This is a genomic window from Roseateles chitinivorans (assembly GCF_050632145.1).
Taxonomy (GTDB): Bacteria; Pseudomonadota; Gammaproteobacteria; order Burkholderiales; family Burkholderiaceae_C; genus Roseateles; species Roseateles chitinivorans_B.
Window position 1 is genome coordinate 1,980,375 of the sequence record NZ_CP192577.1, and the last position, 15,370, is coordinate 1,995,744.

Genomic DNA, 15,370 nt, shown 5'->3' on the forward strand with positions numbered 1-15,370 from the left:
CAAGACCTGGCCCTTCGCCTGAGATCGTGGGCGGTTTCGTTGACGGCAAGCACATGACTGAGATCAAGGCGTCCGCTTCAAGTTGGTGCGCCAGTAGATGGCAATACCTGACCCTCCTCCCACCTAGGAAGGATGCGCCAGAAGTCTTTGATTTAAATCAGAGAGCGGTCGGGTCGATGCGCAGAGCATGCGTACTCGTGATTCCGATTGCGGCTCGACAGATGAGAGCGGCGGTTGAGATCTCGTTCAGCCTCGTTGAATCGATCTGGAGAAGCAACCCGTGCCCATCTTCCATCGCACCGCGCTGGCCCAAGAGCTGGCGACCCACATCCTGGACGACGACCTTGCACCTGCACGGTCCGGGCTTTTTCTCGGCGCCCGTCGTCGCACCGGCAAGTCGACGTTCTTGCAGCAGGACCTCTGCCCCGAGCTGAAGCGCCGCGGCGCTATCGTCATCTACGCTGACCTCTGGGAGGAGCGCGACCAGGATCCCGGTGACGTCATCATTGAAGCCATCCGCGAAGAACTCGCGCGGCATGACAGCGTCGTCATGCGCTTTGCGCGTTCGGCCGGCATGGAGCGAGTGAACATGGGTGGGGTCGCCTTCACCATGGATCGGGTCGGCCTCGGAAAGCAGGTGTCGTTGGCGAAGGCATTGGCCATGCTCTCAGATGAATGCCAACGGATGATCGTGCTCATCGTCGACGAGGCTCAGCATGCGATCACGACGGACAAGGGAAGCAACGCGCTCTATGCGTTGAAGGCCGCTCGGGACAAGCTGAACATGGGGCCGCACCACGGCCTTCGGATCGTGGCCACCGGATCGAATCGCGACAAGCTGGCCATGCTGGTGGAATGGAAGGATCAGGCATTTTTCTGCGCTCCGATGAAGGAGTTTCCGCCGCTCGGAGTCGACTACCTGAACTGGATTTGCAAGCGTGCACCGGCCTCCGCGGCGTTGAAGGCGGGAGCGTTGTCCACGCTCTTCGAGCGCTCGGGTTACCGGCCTGAATGGATGCAGATCGGCCTGAACGCACTTGCTTCGCGAGACAACTGGATCCCGGAAGAGGCTGCAGCGGTGTTTGCCGAGGCCATCGAGTCACGGGCCGATTCGCGCATTCAGAACCTGCTGGCGTTGATCGGACTGCTCAGCCCGCTTCAGTCGGCGGTACTCCGCGTGCTGGCCGCACAGGGCCGGCGGTTCGTACCGTTCTGGAACCGTACTTTGGAGACCTTCCGGTTGGTGATTGAGCAGGACGACGGCAATGATGTCGACGAACCGATCAACGTCGAGACCGTTCAACAGGCCCTGGATGCGCTCAAGGACAAGGGATTTCTCTGGCGCTCCGTCCACGGCGTCTATGCCCTGGAGGAGCTCGGCATTCGTGAGGCGCTGGAGGAGGGGCGCCTGCTGACGGAGTCGACGCAGCGTGTCACGCTGATGGGGCGCCAAGCTGCCTGAAGCGGCACGCAGGCAGATTGCCGCGCTTCCCTCCCTCGAGTAGCAGCTCCGCGGCGTCCCTCTCAGTGAAGGGCGCCGCCGTTTGGCCAATCACCTCGCCGTCCCCACCGGCCTTCCCGCCCAGCGCTCGCACTGCTGCCGCACCAGCTCATTCAGCAGCTGTTCCTTCTCCACGACCCCGCGCGCCCACGTCGCGTCGTTGCCCTGCCAGCGCATCTCCTCGCGGACATACCGCAGCGCCGGTTCCGCCTTCAGCGCGACCGCGTGCGGCTCCAGCGCGTGCAGCGTGACGTTCAGGTCCTCGCGCAAGCTGCGGTGCTCGCCGCTCTTCGGATCGACGAAGGTCCCGTCCAGCCCGAACCGGCACGCCTGGAAGCGGTTGAACGTGTAGGGCAGGTAGTCGTCCTCGTGCAGCTCGAACGGCTTGTCGTGCGAGATCCACCGCGCCAGGCACTGGATCAGCGCCGCCAGCGCCGACGCCTTCTCGATCGTCAGCGGCGTGTCGAGCACCCGCACCTCGATCGTCCCGAATTCGGGCTTGGGCCGGATGTCCCAGTAGAAGTCCTTCATGCTCTTCACGACGCCCGTGTGGGTCATCTTCTCGAAGAACACCAGGAAGTCGTCCCAGGTCAGCACGAAGGGCGCACGCCCCGACAGCGGGAACGCGAACACCGAGTTCAAGCGCGCCGAATGGAAGCCCGTGTCATTCCCCTGCACGTACGGCGAGGACGCCGACAGCGCGATCAGATGCGGGATGAAGCGCGACAGCCCGTGCAGCAGCCGCAGCGCATGGTCCGGACCTTCGCAGCCGATGTGCACGTGCTGCCCGAACACCGTGAACTGCTTGCTCAGGTAGCCGTACAGCGACGAGATCTCCTGGAAGCGCGGCTTGTCGAAGATCCGCTGCTTGCTCCAATGCTGGTACGGATGCGTGCCGCCGCCGGACAGGCCCAGGTTGAGCCGGTCGGCGCTGCGCACCAGCGCATCGCGCGTGGTGGTCAGCTGCTCCAGCACCTGCTCGTAGTTCGTGCAGACGTTGGTGCAGAGCTCGATCATGCTGTCCGTGATCTCGGGCGTGACATCGCCCGGCACGGTCTCGCCCTTCATCACCCGCAGCAGGTCCTTGGACCCCGGCATCAGGTCGTAATCGTGGCGGTTGACGATCTGGAGCTCCAGCTCCACGCCCATCGTCAAGGGCTTCGAAATGGCAAATGGTTCGAGGCTCATCGCTTCGCAGCCTCCTTCACAGGCGTTTCAGGTTGGTGCTCGCCTGCCAGGCGAAGCCCCCATTGGACGGCGATCGGACCGACCAGTTCCATCAAGGCGATCGTCGAAAGGATGACGGGCGCGAGCAGCGCGGCCGTCTGCGGATGGTGCAGCTGCACCTCGCTGAAGAGCACCAGCATCGTGCCGGACACCGGGCTCAGGCAAACGGCCAGCGCGATGCCCTGGCGGGCGTCGATGCCGCTCAGGCGCGCCATGCCGGTCAGTGCCAGCGCCTTGGCCACCAGGCGCAGCAGCAGCAGCGCCAGGGCCAGTACCGCCCCCGTGGCCAGCGCCTGCAGCGTCCACGCGGAACCGACCGCGACGAACAGCATCAGCACCAGCACCCCGCCCGCCGTGCCGAAGTGGCGCGGCCAGACCCACGGCCGTTCGGTCGTGTTGCGCAGGATCATGCCGGCCAGCAGCGGCACCAGCAGCGTCGACAGGTTCAACACCCGCGCCACGCTCAGCGCCACCAGCACCAGGCCCAGCAGCATCAGCACCGAGTTCTCGTTGCGCAGGTCCAGCCGGCGCATCAGGTTCGCGGTGAGGCGTGCCAGCAGCGCGGCCACGATGATCGAGCCGATGAAGGCATACAGTGGCTGCGCGACGGCCTCCAGCCAGTCGCCCTTCTGGTCCAGCGCGAGCCAGCCCAGCAGCAGCTTGTGGGCGAGCACGCCGTAGATCGTGTTCAGCGAGGTCAACGCGAGCATGCGCTCGCTCACCTGACCGGCCGCGCGCAGCTCCGCGCCGACCCGGCCGACGACCGCGGCGCTCGAGGCCATAGTCAGCACCGCGCAGCTGAACGCCACCAGCGGGCTGACGCCCAGCAGCATCAGGCCGATGCCGACGACGACGAAGGACGCGAGCGCCTCCGCCGCGCTGGCGCCGAGCAGCGCCTTGTTGTTGCGCAGCCAGCGCAGGTTCACGCGCGAGCCCATCTCGAACAGCAGCAGCGCCAGCGCGAGATCGACGACGAGCCGCAGCCGCGCGTCCAGCGCGCCATTGGCGAAGATGCCGTGACCCAGCGCCGCCAGCACCATGCCGACGATGCTGTAGCCGACGACGCGGGGCAGGCCGAGGCGGCGGTTCACGAATTCGCCGAGCACGCCGGCGGCCACCATGGTCAGCGAGGCCCAGAACAGCCAGTCGGGTTTGGGCGGCCAACTGCTGAACTGCAGGAAGTTCGCAAGGTCGTTCATCAAGACGAAGGTTCTCCTCGAGTCGTGGACGGCGGCCAGTGCCGGACTCCGGTGGGCCGTGGGAGCCCCCGATCATCGGGCCAATCCGGTCGCCGTGGCGGCGTTGACGGACAGGCGCTGGCAGCCTTTACTAGTCGGCTTTACCGATTGCCGGTCATCGACAACCGGGCGGGAGTGTCATTTGCCGTCACCGCGCCGTTCTCGTCGCCCTTGTGGCAATCGGCGGACCGGGCGGTGATCCGGACGGGCCATGCCGCGAGGGTCAGGACTTGCCGGCGTCGATCGACCGCGCGCTGGCGGATCCGGGATGGTCCGGCGGCGAAGAGCGGACGACCGTCAGGTCGCCGCTCGCCAGCCAGTCTGCCATCGATTCGCGGGAGCGCTGGCGCAATGCGCCCTCGATGTCAGGACCGTCCGGCGGCGGAACGCCGATCACGCCCTCCCACCCGTTGCGGCCGCCGCGCTTGACCGCATAGAGCGCCTCGTCGGCGAGCGCGATCGTCGCGGCCCAGTCCAGCGCGCGGGGGAAGGCCGGCGCGAGCGGGAAGGCCGCGAAGCCCACCGAGCAGGTCACGTCCACGGAGCGGCCGTCGCCGAGATCGAACGGCGCGCCGCTGACCTGCCGGCGTGCGCGTTCGGCGAGGTCGGCCGCGTGCGCCCGCGAGGTGTCGCGCGCGACGATGAGGAACTCCTCGCCGCCCCAGCGCACGAGGTAGTCCGCCTCGCGGAACACGACCGTCAGCCGCTCCTTCATCTGTTGCAGCACCGCATCCCCGGCCGCGTGGCCGAGGCGGTCGTTCAGCGCCTTGAAGTGGTCCAGATCGAGCAGGAAGAAGATCAGGTCGCCATCGTCCGGCGGCGTGCCGCCGTCGCCGCGCGCCTGCTCATGGCGGCGCACCGCGAGCGCCACGTCCGCGTCGACATGCTGCGTCAGGAAGCGGCGGTTGCGCAGCCCGGTCAGCGGGTCCGACAGGCTGGATTCCTCCAGCGCCACGGTCTTCGCCTGCAGGTCGAGCGAGAGCCGCTCCAGCTCGGCCGTCCGTGCGCGGACCTTGATCTCCAGCGCCACCTGCGACCGTCGCAGGTACGAGGTCCGCAGCGCCACCAGCAGGTAGACCAGCAGGATCAGCGTCGCGCCGCCGAGCGTGCGCGCCCACCAGGTCTGCCACCAGTCGGGCAGCACGCGCACGGGGATGTCGAGCTCCAGCGGACTCCACACGCCGTTGCGGTTGGTGCCGCGCACGCGCAGCCGGTACCTGCCCGGATCGAGGTTGGTGTAGACGGCCACGCGCAGGTCCGCGCCGGTGCTGATCCACTCCGGATCGAAGCCCTCCAGCTGGTAGGCGTAGCGGTTGCGTTCGGGCTCGCTGAAGTCGAGCGCGGCGAACTCGATGCTGAAGCTGCGGTTGTCGGCGCCGATCGTCAGCCCCTCCTCCGGCAGCTTGCCGGCCGCCAGGCGCTGGCCGTCCACGCGCAGCTCGGTCGTGACCAGCGCGGGCTGGTAGGCCCAGGCCTCGAAGCGCTCGGGCGTCACCACCAGCACGCCCTTGCTGCCGCCGAACAGCAGCCGGCCGTCGCGCGTCTTCAGGTAGGCGCGGAACCAGCCGGTGCCGATGTCGACGCCATCGGCGTTGGTCAGTTCGTAGTAGTTGTCCTTGACCGGGTCGTAGACGAAGTTCTGCGACCAGATGCGACCCTGGCTGTCCTCGAGCAGGTTGGCGCCGAAGGAGCGGCCGATCACGCCGTGCTTCTCGCTGATGCGGTCGAACGCCGCGTCGCGACCGTCCCAGCGGGTGAGCAGGTGCAGCCCCGCCGCGGTGTCCACCCACAGGCGCTGCTTCGAGTCGACCAGCAGACCGACGATCGAGTGGTGGCTCATGTCGCGGCCCGGCTGGGCACGCGCGACGATCAGCTCCGTGCCGCCGGGATTGAGGCGGTACAGGCCCTTCTCGGTGCCGACCCAGAGGCCGCCGTCCTCGGTCTCGGACAGCGCGTTCACGTCGCCGGTCAGCGGCTGTCCACCTTCCTGCCGGAGCCGCACCGGCGTCGCCGCGCTGCCGGGCGCGGCACCCGGTGCGGAGCCGGCTGCCGTGCGTGATGCGGGACTTGGTGCGGGACTCGGTGCGTCGCCCGGTACGGAGCCTGGTGCGGCCACGCCGGGCGGCAGCCGGTAGAGGCCGTCCTGCGTGCCGATCCAGAGCGTGCCGTCGCGCCCGGCCAGCAGTCGCCGCGCCCGGCCGGTGCCGGCCTGGATGACGCGCAGCAGCTGTCGGTCGCGGGTGTACTGGTGCAGGCCGCCGTCGCTGCCGAGCCAGACCGTGCCGTCCTTCATCTGGACGAGGCTGGAGATGCGACCGCCCGACAGGCCCCCGCGCTGCCCCGGCGCGGGCCGCAGCGTGGCGGTCGAGCGCAGCTGCTCGTCGAGCACGGTCACGCCGCTCTCGTTGCTGCCCAGCCAGATCTCGCCGGTGTCGAGCTGCACCATCGCGCGCGTGCTGGGATCGATCAGCTGCGCATGCTTGCCGGGATCGCGGCCGCGCACCCAGGTGCTGGTGTTCGACGGGTTGTGGCGCTGCAGGCCGCCGCCGTAGCCGCCGGTCCAGATCCAGCCGGCGCGGTCGCGCATCAGCGCGCGGACCTCGTTGCCGCCGAGGCTGCCGCGGTTCAGCGGATCGTGCTTCATGACGCGCAGCAGCTCGCCGCCGGCGACCGCGCGCAGCTCCAGCCCGCCGTTGCGCCCCAGCCAGAGATGCCGGTCGTCCAGCGCGACGAAGGCGTTGACCGAGCCGTTCACCGCCTCCTCGGCCCGCTCGAGGAGCGTGCCTTCGCCGGTCTTCGGATCGACGAGGGCGAGGTCGCCCTGCTGCGTGCCCGCCCAGACGCGGCCGTCGGGCGCGACGAACAGGCTCAGCACGATCTTGCCGGCCAGGCCCGGCTTGCCCGGTGTCGAGAACACCGGCTCGAAACGGTCGGAACCGGCGCGCTTGCGCGCCAGGCCTTTCCAGGTGCCGACCCACAGCGAGCCCTCGCCGTCGACCGCCAGCGACTGGACGCGGTCGTCGGGCAGGCCGCCTTGCGCGCGGTCGGCCTGGCGGAAGTGCTGGAAGCGGCCCTCGGCCGGGTCGTAGCGGTCCAGCCCGTGGCCGATGGTGCCGATCCAGAGCTGACCCTCACGGTCCTCGGCCAGCGCGCGGATCGTGCCGGCGGAGACCGCGCTGCGCGGCAGCTGCGGGTTGGCGTCGGAGCGGAACAGCGACAGCTTCTCGCTCTGCGGGTCGTAGGCGGCCAGGCCGTCGGCCTCGGTGCCGATCCACAGCCGGCCGTCGCGCGCGACCAGCAGGGCGCGGATGAAGCCCAGGCTGCGGGCCGAGCGCACGCCGTTCTCGATCGGGGCGCCGGGCTGGCGGAAGTGGTAGCCGTCGAAGCGCACCAGCCCGGCGCCCGTGCCGATCCACAGGAAACCGGCGCGGTCCTGGGCGACGGCGGAAATGATGTTCAGCGGGACCGGGGCGTCGATGCCGACGGTCTCAAAGCGCGGCTCGGCGAGCAGGGAGACTTCGGGGGCGGCCGATGCCGATGCCGATGCCGATGCCGATGCCGATGCCGATGCCGATGCCGATGCCGATGCCGATGCCGATGCCGGCGCAGGCGCAGGCGCAGGCGCAGGCGCAGAGGTGGCGGGCTGCTGGGCGCTGCCTTCGTCCGGCAACGCCGCGACGCCGCGCGGCGCGATCGCCATGGCAGCAGCCAGGACCAGCACGACGGCGGCGCACAGGCTCGGCAGCAGGGGAACGGCACGTCGTCGCAGCATCGCGCGGGATGCTAGCCGTCCTCCTGCCGGGAATGCGGCACCGGCGCGACAACCCGGCCCCGTCAATGAGGGGCCTGGCGGGCGGTCTGCGGACAAACCCCGAGGGCTTACTTCGCCAGCGGCAGCGTGATCGCGTCGATGCGGGCCAGGATCTCGGGCGTCAGCTTCGGCGTGACCGCCAGCGCGCCCAGGTTGTCCTGCAGCTGCGAGAGCTTGCTCGCGCCCAGGATCACCGTCGAGACGCGCGGGTTGCGGTTGATCCAGGCGATGGCCAGCTGCGCCAGCGTGCAGCCCAGTTCATCTGCGATCTTGCCCAGCTCGGCGACCGCGGCGTTGCGCTGCGGTTCCTGCAGCTGCTCGCGCAGCCAGGACATGCTCTCCAGCGCGCCGCGGCTGCCCGCGGGGATGCCGTCGCGGTACTTGCCGGTCAGCAGGCCGGAGGCCAGCGGGCTCCACGTCGTCAGCCCCAGGCCGATGTCCTCGTAGAGCCGCGCGTAGTCCTTCTCCACGCGCTGGCGATGGAACAGGTGGTACTGCGGCTGTTCCATCACCGGCTTGTGCAGGTGGTGGCGCTCGGCGATCTCCCAGGCAGCCCGGATCTCGTCGGCGCTCCACTCGCTGGTGCCCCAGTAGTGCGCCTTGCCCTGCGTGATCATGTCGCTCATCGCGCGCACGGTCTCCTCGATCGGCGTGTGCGGGTCGGGACGGTGGCAGTAGACGAGGTCGATCTCGTCCAGCCCGAAGCGCTGGAGCGAGCCGTCGATCGCCTGCATCAGGTACTTGCGGTTCAGCGTGTCCTTGTAGTTGACCGTGGTGCCCGACTTGTCGATGCCCCAGTAGAACTTCGTCGACACGACGTAGGTGTGGCGGCCCCAGCCCAGCTGCCTGAAGACCTGGCCCATGATCTCCTCGCTCTTGCCGAGCGCGTAGGCCTCGGCGTTGTCGAAGAAGTTGATGCCGGCGTCGCGCGCGGCGGCCATCAGCTCGACGGCCGAGCCGGTGTCGACCTGGTTGTGATACGTCACCCACGAGCCCAGGGACAGCTCGGACACCTGCAGGCCGCTGCGGCCCAGTCGACGGTATTGCATGCGTTGCTCCACGGTTGCTTTTGCCGGAGTGCCTTCAGGCGTTCTCTCGGCGGAGCGCAAGCGTAGCGGAAGCCCCGGACGGCTGTCGGACGGAATGCCGAATGCCCCGTGCCGGCTGTCGTCGTGATGTCACCGTGAAGCCGAACACTGTGCCGCGCACAGGCGACGGCCCATGCGACGGCCCGTGCTTCCCCTCATCTCGCAAGCCCACCGCCCGCCCGACCATGACCAAGAAGCCCCTGCTGAACCTGCTCCAGCGCGACGAGTCCATCGCGTCGTCCGAGACCATCGACCACACCCGTCGCCATCTGGTGCGCGGCGCGCTGGCCGCCGGCGCCCTGGCGGGCCTGCCGCTGGCGGGTTGCGGCGGCGACGGCGGCGACGATGCGCCGCAGGTCGCGGTCGTCTTCAGCCACGGCGTGGCCAGTGGCGATCCGCTCAGCGATCGCGTGATCCTCTGGACCCGCGTGCTGGCGCAGGACGCCGCCGACGTGCGCGACGTGCCGGTGAGCTGGGAAGTGGCGAGCGACGCCGCCTTCGCGTCCATCGTGGCCAGGGGCGACGCGACCGCGCGCGCCTCGGGCGACTTCTGCGTGAAGGTCGACGCCACCGGCCTGCAGGCTGGCGTGCGGTACTGGTACCGCTTCAAGGCCTACGCGGTGACCTCGACCGTCGGTCGCGCCAAGACCCTGCCGGCCGCCAATGTGGCGCAGGTGCGCCTGGCGGTGTTCTCGTGCTCGAACTATCCGACCGGCTACTTCAACGTCTACGCCGAGGCGGCCAGACGCGCCGAGACCGACAGCTACGACGTCGCCGTCCACCTGGGCGACTACATCTACGAATACGGCCCCGGCCAGTACGCCAGCGGGAGCGCACAGGCGTTGGGCCGCGTGGTGGAGCCGCAGAAGGAGATCGTCGCGCTGGCCGACTACCGCCGCCGCTACGCGCAGTACCGCGCCGACACCGACCTGCAGAAGCTGCACGCCGCGCTGCCGATGATCGCCGTGTGGGACGACCATGAGGTCGCGAATGACGCCTGGAAGAATGGCGCCGAGAACCATCAGCCGGCCACCGAGGGCGACTTCGCCGCCCGCCGCGCGGCCGCCGTGCAGGCCTGGCACGAATGGCTGCCGGTGCGCGACGGCAGCGATCCGCTGACCACGTACCGCAGCTTCAATTTCGGCGCGCTGATGTCGCTACATATGCTGGATACGCGAGTCCTCGCGCGCGACGAGCAGCTCGACTACGCCGACTACATCACCCCGACAGGCCTGGACGCCGCGAAGTTCCAGGCCGACATGGCCCGCACCGACCGCACCTTGATGGGCGCGACGCAGAGCCAGTGGCTGCAGACGCAGCTGCAGGCGTCGACGGCGACCTGGCAGGTGCTGGGCCAGCAGGTGCTGATGGGGCGCATGAACATCCCGGCGCCCATCCTGTTCGAGGTCACCGCGCCGGGCACCGGCGTGTCGGTGTCGCAGTACGCGGCGATCGTCGCCAAGGCGCAGAGCAATCCGGCGAGCCTGACGCCGCAGGAGCAGGCGGTGCTCGCCGCGCCCAGCATTCCGTACAACCTCGACGCCTGGGACGGTTACCCGGTCGCGCGCGAGACGCTGCTGGGCATGGCGCGACAGCTGGACAAGAACCTGGTCGTGCTGGCCGGCGACACGCACAACGCCTGGGCGAATGACTTGCTGGACCTGTCGAACCGTCAGGTGGGTGTCGAGTTCGCGACCTCGTCGGTGACCTCGCCGGGCTTCGAGGAGTACGTGCCGAACGAGAACCCGCAGCAGTTCGCCGGCGCGCTGACGCAGCTGATCGGACCGCTGGTCTACGCGGACACGTCGCGCCGCGGCTACATGGCGGTGACCGCGACGGCGACGGAATGCCGCTGCGACTGGATCTTCGTCAGCACGATCCTGAACCGCGAATACACGGCGGCGGTCGGGCAGTCGCTGCGCACACTGCCTGGCGCGAGTGGGCGCAAGCTGGTCGCGGTCTGAGCGGCGCGGGGGAGGGCGGCGATATAGTGATCCGCTGCCGGTCGCCTGACGCGACCGGAGCCGTTTCACGGGTCGATGCCATGCCCCAGCCTTCAGACTCCGCCGCTCATGACGGCGCCGCCTCCGCGGACGCCGATGCCTTCGACGCCTCCTTCGACAGCCATGCGCCGCCGCTGCGCCTCGCGGTGATCGGCGCGGGCCCGGCGGGCCTGGCGCTGGCGCTGCTCGCGGCGCGTTATCTGCCGCAGGCGCAGGTGAGCCTCTTCGACGCCCGACCGCTGGAACGCGACGTCTCCGGCGATCCGCGCACGATCGCGTTGTCGCTGGGCAGCGTGCAGCTGCTGCAGCGCCTGCGCGTCTGGCCCGCGGCGCAAGCCCAGGCGATCCGCGAAGTCCACGTGAGCCAGGCGCCGCCGACGCTCTCCAGTCCGTGGTTCGGGGCGTCGGGCGAGCCCGAGGTGAGCCTGTCCGCGGCGGAGCAGTCGGTGCCGCAGCTCGGTGCGGTGCTGCCGTACGGGCAACTCGTGGCCCCGCTGCAGGCGGCCTGGCAGCAGGCGAGTGCGCTGGAGCCCCGACGCCTGATCAGCCGTTTCGGCCAGGCGGTCGACGGCATCAAGCAGGACCGCGCCGACGAGGTCGAGATCGATGCCGGCATCGCCGAGCGCTTCGACCTGGCCGTGGTCGCCGAAGGCGGCGTGTTTTCCGATCAGGCCCGCAAGTCGCTGGCGCGTGACTACAAGCAGAACGCGTGGGTGGGCACGGTGACGCTGTCGCCGGACACCCCGGCGGGCGTCGCCTACGAGCGCTTCACGCGGCGCGGTCCGCTGGCCTTGCTGCCGTTGCCGGACCGCGACGGCCAGCGCCGCGCCGCGCTGGTGTGGTGCCAGCCGCAGGACGAGGACGAGGTCGCCGGCCTGACCGACGCGCAACGCCTGCTGGTGATCCAGCAGCAACTGCCGGACCGTGTCGGCCGCCTGCTGGCCATCAGCCCGCTGAAGTGTTTCCCGCTCGGCCTGAACGCCGAGCGCACGCTGGTCGAGGGCCGCCGGATCCGCATCGGCAACGCCGCGCAGACGCTGCATCCGGTGGCGGGGCAGGGCCTGAACCTCGGCCTGCGCGACGCCTTCGCGCTGGTCGAGTCCTTGCGGCGCGATCCCCATGTCGACACCGCGCTGCGCCGAGTCGAATGGCAGCGCGCGCCCGACCGCTGGGCAACGATCCTCACCACCGATTTCCTGGCCCGCAGCTTCGCCTGGCGCTGGCCGGGTCTGCCGGCGGCGCGCGGCCTGGGCCTCGCGGCGCTGCAGGCGCTGCCACCGCTCAAGCGCGCGCTGGCCGGGCAGATGATGTTCGGCCGACGCTGAGCCGCCTCCGACCGCGACCCTCCCATGAGCAGTCCCCCGGGCGCGGCGAGCAGTGCCGACGCCGCCTCCCTCCACGACTACGCCGAACCCGGCACCACCGCCTACCGGCGCATCGCCTTCGCGCTGTTCCTGGCGGGCTTCACGACGTTCTCGCTGCTCTACAGCGTGCAGCCGCTGCTGCCGCTGTTCGCGGCGGAGTTCCATGTCGGCGCGGCGGCCAGCGCCCTGTCCTTGTCGCTCGCGACCGGCGCGCTCGCGTTCGCGATCCTGTGCGCGGGCGCGCTGTCGGAGAGCATGGATCGCAAGCGGCTGATGTTCGCGTCGATGGCGATGGCCGCGGTGCTGAACCTGATCGCCTCGGTGGTGCCGAGCTGGCACGCGATGCTGGTCGCGCGGGCGATCGAAGGGCTGGTGCTGGGCGGCGTGCCGGCGGTGGCGATGGCCTACCTGGCGGAGGAGATCCACCCGAGGGGCCTGGGTCGCGCGATGGGGCAGTACGTCGGCGGCACGGCCTTCGGCGGCATGATGGGCCGCGTCGGCGTGAGCGTGCTGAGCGACGCCTTCGGCTGGCGGCCGGCGCTGTTCGTCGTCAGCGTGCTGGGCCTCGCGGCGGCGGTCGGCTTCTGGTTCCTGCTGCCGCCGTCCAAGCACTTCGTGCGCCGGACCGGCGTCAAGCTTTCGGAGCACGTGGCCGCGTGGCGCGGGCACCTGACGCATCCGATGCTGCCGCTGCTGTTCGCGATGGGCTTCCTGATGATGGGCATGTTCGTCGCGGTCTACAACTACGCCGGCTTCCGGCTGATGCGCGCGCCGTTCTCGCTCAGCCAGAGCGCGATCGGGCTGATCTTCTGCGCCTATCTCTTCGGCATCGCCGCGTCGGCGGCGGCGGGCGGCCTGTCCGACCGCTTCGGCCGCGCGCCGGCGCTGCTGTCGGGCATCGCGCTGGCGATCACCGGCGTGCTGCTCACGCTGACGACCTGGCTGCCGGCGGTGATCCTGGGCATCGTGCTGCTGACGATCGGCTTCTTCGTCGCGCACTCGGTCAGCAGCGCCTGGGTCGGCGCGCTGGGCGGTCGCAGCAAGGGGCATGCGGCGTCGCTGTACCTGCTCGCGTACTACATCGGCTCCAGCACGCTGGGCGCGATGGGCGGATGGTTCTGGGACCACAGCGGGTGGGGCGCGCTGGTCGGGTATGCGCTGGTCGTGTTGCTCGCTGCCGCGATCGCGGCATGGACACTGCGAATCCGCCAACGCGCGCTTGTCCAATGAGGCAGCTTTAGGTCATTTCCCGCCGCACCTGATTCCGAAGAATCCAGCCTCTCATGATCTCCGAGAGGCGCCATGCAGAACGACGCTGTCCTACGTCGACGTCGACAAGGCCGAATACCTTCGCGGCATGGCGGCGTTCTATGAGCTCGGCAGCGCGCGGGTCATCGAAAGGACCTTCATCCGCGCCTATGTGTGAAGTCGGTCGTGCGCGCGAGCCGGGTGCCCGGCGACATGCGCTCGGAAGGCTTCAACGCTGACCAGGTCAGCGGGCATCTGGCCGAGTACATCACCTCGGGTCGGCGCCCCGCCGACAGGCATGCGGCAGCCTTCCTCGCCTGTGCGGCAAGGGGGTCTCCGATGCACCGTCCTGGCGCGCCGTGTCCACACGTCCACCTAGCTGACACGAGGCTGAACACCCCGATCGGGGTTTCCGAGTAAGTAGTGGCATGCGTGCAATTCGACACGCTTGATGCACCATGTGCCGAGAAGGCTGACGCCCAACGACGGGCCGTTTGTTTTGTCTGACGGCTTCCTCTTTGGCGGGTTGGCATTCCGACCCCTCATGCACAAAGACCATTCGGAGACAAACATGAAGTTCAGCGCGCGTTGGATCACCGCTACCGCACTGGCCGCCGCCAGCTTCGCCGCGACCGCGGCCGACCCGATCAAGATCGGCGTCTCGGGACCCTTCACCGGCGGCTCGTCGTCGATGGGCGTCAGCATGCGCGACGGTGTGCGATTGGCGGCCCAGGAGATCAACAAGAACGGCGGGGTCCTGGGTCGCCAGATCCAGCTCGTCGAACGCGACGACGAAGCGAAGAACGAACGCGGCGTCCAGATCGCCCAGGAGCTGATCAACCGCGAGAAGGTCGCCGCCACCGTCGGCTTCATCAACACCGGCGTGGCCCTGGCCGCGCAGCGCTTCTACCAGGACGCCAAGATCCCGGTGATGAACAACGTGGCCACCGGCTCCGTCATCACCCAGCAGTTCAAGGACGCGCCGGACAACTACGTCTTCCGCAACGCCGCCCACGACAGCATCCAGGCGCCGATGATCGTCGAGGAAGCCGTCACCCGCCGCGGCTTCAAGAAGGTCGCGATCCTGGCCGACTCGACCAACTACGGCCAGCTCGGCCGCGCCGACCTGGAGAAGGCGCTGGAGCTCAAGGGCATCAAGCCGGTCGCCGTCGAGAAGTTCAACATCAAGGACGTCGACATGACGGCCCAGCTGCTCAAGGCCAAGGAAGCCGGCGCCGAGGCCATCCTGACCTACGGCATCGGCCCTGAGCTCGCGCAGATCGCCAACGGCATGACCAAGCTCGGCTGGAAGGTGCCGATGGTCGGCAGCTGGACGCTGTCGATGGCCAACTACATCGACAACGCCGGCCCCGGCGGCGAAGGCGCGCGCATGCCGCAGACCTTCATCCAGGAACCGACGACGCCCAAGCGCCAGTCCTTCATCGTCAACTACCTGAAGACGTTCAACCCGAAGAACAGCCGCATCGATTCGCCGGTGTCGGCCGCGCAGGGCTACGACTCGATCTACCTGCTGGCCGCCGCGATCAAGCAGGCCGGCGGCACCGATGGTCCCAAGGTCAAGGCCGCGCTGGAAGACCTGAAGGCCCCCGTCGAAGGCGTCGTGACGACCTACAACAAGCCGTTCACGAAGACCGACCACGAGGCCATCACCGCCAACATCCCGGTGTTCGGCGAAGTGAAGGGCCAGCGCGTCGTCTACGCCTACGAGGCCGACTTCAAGTCGGCGTCCGAGGTCAAGGTCAAGGACGTCAACGCCAAGGGCGCGATGCCGCAGAAGAAGTGATCCCCGGACGGCCGCGTCGCCGATGGGCGCGCGGCCGTCTCTTCGAGTTCACCCGGCCGCGCGCCCATCGGCGACGCGGCCGCGCC

10 protein-coding genes are annotated in these 15,370 nt (G+C 69.2%); 6 read left to right on the forward strand and 4 right to left on the reverse strand.

What is annotated here, in order from left to right:
• Positions 1-280 precede the first annotated feature (280 nt).
• Positions 281-1,462 (forward strand): ATP-binding protein, encoded by a 1,182-nt coding sequence (locus ACQ86G_RS09105; RefSeq protein WP_431260278.1) that lies wholly within the window; start codon positions 281-283, stop codon positions 1,460-1,462.
• A gap of 90 nt (positions 1,463-1,552) precedes the next feature.
• Here ACQ86G_RS09105 and ACQ86G_RS09110 read toward each other — a convergent pair whose 3' ends face one another.
• The 4 genes from ACQ86G_RS09110 to ACQ86G_RS09125 form a co-directional block, all read right to left on the reverse strand.
• Positions 1,553-2,689 carry a YbdK family carboxylate-amine ligase gene (locus ACQ86G_RS09110; RefSeq protein WP_431260279.1) on the reverse strand — a complete coding sequence of 379 codons (1,137 nt, stop codon included), beginning with the start codon at positions 2,687-2,689 and terminating at the stop codon, positions 1,553-1,555.
• Positions 2,686-3,927 carry a cation:proton antiporter gene (locus tag ACQ86G_RS09115; protein ID WP_431260280.1) on the reverse strand — a complete coding sequence of 414 codons (1,242 nt, stop codon included), beginning with the start codon at positions 3,925-3,927 and terminating at the stop codon, positions 2,686-2,688. Before ACQ86G_RS09115 ends, ACQ86G_RS09110 begins: the two co-directional genes overlap by 4 nt.
• Before the next feature lie 262 nt (positions 3,928-4,189).
• Positions 4,190-7,738, reverse strand: a complete 3,549-nt coding sequence (locus ACQ86G_RS09120) for a two-component regulator propeller domain-containing protein (RefSeq protein WP_431260281.1) — start codon at positions 7,736-7,738, stop codon at positions 4,190-4,192.
• Positions 7,739-7,845: 107 nt separating this feature from the next.
• Positions 7,846-8,826: a potassium channel beta subunit family protein gene (locus ACQ86G_RS09125; protein WP_431260282.1), complete on the reverse strand. Its 981-nt coding sequence runs from the start codon at positions 8,824-8,826 to the stop codon at positions 7,846-7,848.
• A 224-nt stretch (positions 8,827-9,050) separates the two neighbouring features.
• Here ACQ86G_RS09125 and ACQ86G_RS09130 point away from each other — a divergent pair, with 224 nt between their 5' ends.
• The 5 genes from ACQ86G_RS09130 (at position 9,051) to ACQ86G_RS09150 (ending at position 15,284) form a co-directional block, all read left to right on the forward strand.
• A complete protein-coding gene (locus ACQ86G_RS09130) occupies positions 9,051-10,829 on the forward strand; it encodes an alkaline phosphatase D family protein (RefSeq protein ID WP_431260283.1) in 1,779 nt (592 codons plus the stop codon).
• An 80-nt stretch (positions 10,830-10,909) separates the two neighbouring features.
• Positions 10,910-12,193, forward strand: coding sequence for an FAD-dependent monooxygenase (locus ACQ86G_RS09135; protein ID WP_431260284.1), 1,284 nt, complete (start codon positions 10,910-10,912; stop codon positions 12,191-12,193).
• A 24-nt stretch (positions 12,194-12,217) separates the two neighbouring features.
• A complete protein-coding gene (locus tag ACQ86G_RS09140; RefSeq protein ID WP_431260285.1) occupies positions 12,218-13,462 on the forward strand; it encodes an MFS transporter in 1,245 nt (414 codons plus the stop codon).
• Positions 13,452-13,658: a hypothetical protein gene (locus tag ACQ86G_RS09145; protein WP_431260286.1), complete on the forward strand. Its 207-nt coding sequence runs from the start codon at positions 13,452-13,454 to the stop codon at positions 13,656-13,658. Before ACQ86G_RS09140 ends, ACQ86G_RS09145 begins: the two co-directional genes overlap by 11 nt.
• Before the next feature lie 393 nt (positions 13,659-14,051).
• Positions 14,052-15,284 carry an ABC transporter substrate-binding protein gene (locus ACQ86G_RS09150; protein WP_431260287.1) on the forward strand — a complete coding sequence of 411 codons (1,233 nt, stop codon included), beginning with the start codon at positions 14,052-14,054 and terminating at the stop codon, positions 15,282-15,284.
• Positions 15,285-15,370 lie beyond the last annotated feature (86 nt).